Consider the following 3,468-nt stretch of genomic DNA (forward strand, 5'->3'; position numbering starts at 1 on the left):
ATGTAATGGTTGGGTCACCGTCTGCGTTAAGCTGCTGTTCATAGGATGTCAACACATCGCCGTTAACAAGACTTTCTGTGGTGATAGTCGGTGCATATTTAACTGTACCTGTTCCGGTGATTTCGCCATCCAGTTTACCTCCGGTCTCTAACTTAATCTCACCGTCGTTAATCATATTTCCGTTGTTGGCAATCTCACCGCTATTGGTTATTCCATTGTTGTTGGTAATCTCGCCGTCGTTGGTTACTCCACCATTGTTAGCAATCTCACCGTCGTTGGTTATTCCATTGTTGTTGGTAATCTCGCCGTCGTTGATTATATTACCTTTATTGGTAATCTCGCCGTCATTGATTATATTTCCTTTATTAGTTAAAGTTGTATCAGCAGGAACTGTGAGACTGCTTCCGCTATTGACAGTAAGGCTCTCGTCTTCGCCGATTTCAAGGTTTTCCTGCAATTCCGTATTGCCGTAAACAGTACCGTTTTTGCCGTCAAAGACAATACCGCCTCTGTCGTCACTGTTCGCTATTGTCACATCAATAGGAGTCATAATTATTGTTCCTTTGATACCGCTAATTGCGTTTACAACTGCGTCATCGCTGACGTTCAGCTTTGCACTTCCTACAGCGTCAGAAGCTCCCACATAATATTCTATTCCACTACGACAATTGCTTCCGCCGGCTGTGAGACTGCCGCCATTAACATTGATAGTAAGCTCCGGGTTTTTAGAATATATGCCTGATTGTATACCTATTCCGGTTCCATATGAGCCATTTTCAGCAACCCCGGCAACAACAGAAGCATTGTTTATAGTAATGGTAGAATTTCCGCTTCCGCCGATAACCAATATACCTTTGCCGTTACCATTATCACCTTTGACATTAAGACTTCCCGGACCTTGTATGGTCAGAGATGTATCTAGTCCGGTCCAATCTGCGCCTCTTTCTCCAGTAACAAAAATTCCGTAAGCTGCACCGTAGACAGTATTTTCACCTTCAAGTATAATTGTCAGTGCAAGTGAATTGCCGGATCTACTAACAGCATAAATACCACAACCCATTGAATCCGATTGGAAGTTATCCTGCACAATTGCAGCATTGTGCAGGGTCAGAACTCCCTTGTTATAGTGTATGTAGTTGTCCTCCGGAATACCGTTTTCATAAACTGTCCAGGTTTTTCCTTCGTCATTGGAAGTATAGTAAAAATTATCCGCCAAGTATATGATTGAATTGCCCACATAAAGGTAATTTGGAAGTGAGTTTTGGGAATAAACCGCTACATAAACTAATGCTGTTTTTCCGCCGTAGCTTACTGTTACCTCTGTATCTCCCTCTGAAAGCACATCAGGAGTGAATACACATTCGCTTGTCTGTACAGGTTCTTTTGTGCCGTTGGCATATATTGCTTCTATCTCTATGCCTGTGGGGTCAAAGCTTTCGCCAGGATTATAAACAATCTTATCAGGCTGTTTTGTAACCTTAATACCTGCAAGCTCAGGAATGTTAACAGTTACAAGTACAGAAGCTGTTTTTCCGTTGTAGCTTACTGTTACTTCCTTTAATCCCTTTGTCATTGTTTCAGGTGAGAAAGTACATTCATCTATTGAAACAGATCCCTTTGAACCGTTGTTGTAGGTAGCTGTTATCTCCATTCCTGTGGGGTCAAATTTATCGCCTATCTCATAAACAGTCTTGTTAGGCTGTTTTGTCACTTCTATACCTGTAAGCTCTATAGCCTTTACTGTTACGGAAACAGAAGCTGTTTTTCCGTTATAGGTTACTGTTACTGAGTTTAATCCTGCTGTAAGCTTTTCAGGAGAGAATGTGCATTCCTCTGTTGAAACAACTTCTCTTGAACCGTTGTTATAAACGGCTGTTATTTCAATACCTGTTGGGTCGAAGCTGTCGCCGTCAAAGTATTCTGTCTTATCAGGCTGTTTTGTTACTTCGATACCTGCAAGCTCTACCGCTTTAACTGTTACCGGAACGGATGCTGTTTTTCCATTATAGGTTACTGTTACAAAGGTTACTCCCTCTGTAAGCGTTTCAGGAGAGAATGTGCAGTTTTCGATTGAAACAGGCTTTGTTGAACCGTTTTCATATGCAGCTGTTATCTCCATTCCTGTTGGGTCGAAGCTGTCGCCGCCAAAATACTCTGTTTTATCAGGCTGTTTTGTTATTTCAATACCTGTAAGCTCTGCCTCAATAACTGTTACCGGAACGGATGCTGTTTTTTCCTTATAGGTTACTGTTACAAAGGTTACTCCTTCTGTGAGTATTTCCGGAGAGAATGTACATTCGTCAAGAGATACTGTTTCGCTTGAGCCGTCGCTGTACTTTGCTTTTACCTCCATTCCTGTTGGGTCAAAGCTTTCATTTTCCTTATACTCGGTTTTATTCGGCTGTTTTGTTACCTCTATGCCTGTAAGCTCTACAGGAACTGTAACTGTTACAGGAACAGAAGCTGTTTTTCCGCCGTAGCTTACTGTCACTTCGTTTACTCCGCCTATAAGTGTTTCAGGTGTAAATGTACATTCGCTTAAATCAACAGGCTTGTTTGTGCCGTCGTCATAGTATGCGGTTACTGTCATTCCTGTTGGGTCAAACTTTTCACCGTCAATATAGTCTGTCTTATCAGGCTGTTTTGTTACTTCAATATTTGTAAGCTCTACAGGTGCAGTAGGCTGTTTAAAATGCACGTTTATTCCCATAACAGTCTGACCCTCTAATGGAAATTCAGCAGTAGCGTCATTTACCTTTACATAGCAGCCCTTGCCAAATTCATAACCGTCATCCGCCTGAAGTGTTACCTTAGCGGTATAGTACTGGTTAGGCTTTGCTTTTCCTGTGACAGGTTCGCCTGTTGCCTCCTGCCCCTCGTACCATGCCAATGTAGCTGTCATGTTGGCTGTATTTACTGTAGCTGTAGTAGGAAGCTCCTGATATTTCACCGGCGAATCTACAGTAACCTCAACACGCATAATAATTTTAGCACTTGTTGTTACTATCTCATATTTATAACCGTATGTAGGTGTTCCGTAATGGGTATCTGTTTCATTTCTTCTTGCAAATATTACATATACCCTTCCGGCTGAAAGTCCTGTAAAATCTCCGGAAGTGCCCCACTGTTCATCAGTCGGAAGCTGAATATCCCCTGAGGATGCGTCTAAACAAGCGTAAACCTCTCCCGGGTGAGTTTCAACTGTAATGCTTGTTTCAGTTATTGACAGTATGTTTATATCATTTACAGGCTCTGGGTTTGCCTTTTTGACTGCCTCAGAGGTCTGAGCAGTCAATGTACCCTCACAGCCGCTTGCTGATACAACAACCTTGATTATTTTACCTACGTCCTCGCCTGATCTGAGAGTATAGGTGTTTCCGTTCGCTCCGGGAATAGGGGTATCATCTCTGTACCACTGAATTGTGCTGAATGTCGGAGCGCCTTTTACTTCAACTGTCAGAGTTTCAC

At 42.4% G+C, this 3,468-nt stretch carries 1 protein-coding gene; it reads right to left on the minus strand.

What is annotated here, in order from left to right:
* On the minus strand, positions 1-3,468 hold a 3,468-nt coding region (locus tag B5F08_RS12910), incomplete at both ends, for a bacterial Ig-like domain-containing protein (RefSeq protein ID WP_204245209.1).

The sequence above is a fragment of the Anaeromassilibacillus sp. An172 genome (assembly GCF_002160515.1).
GTDB lineage: Bacteria > Bacillota > Clostridia > Oscillospirales > Acutalibacteraceae > Limousia > Limousia pullorum.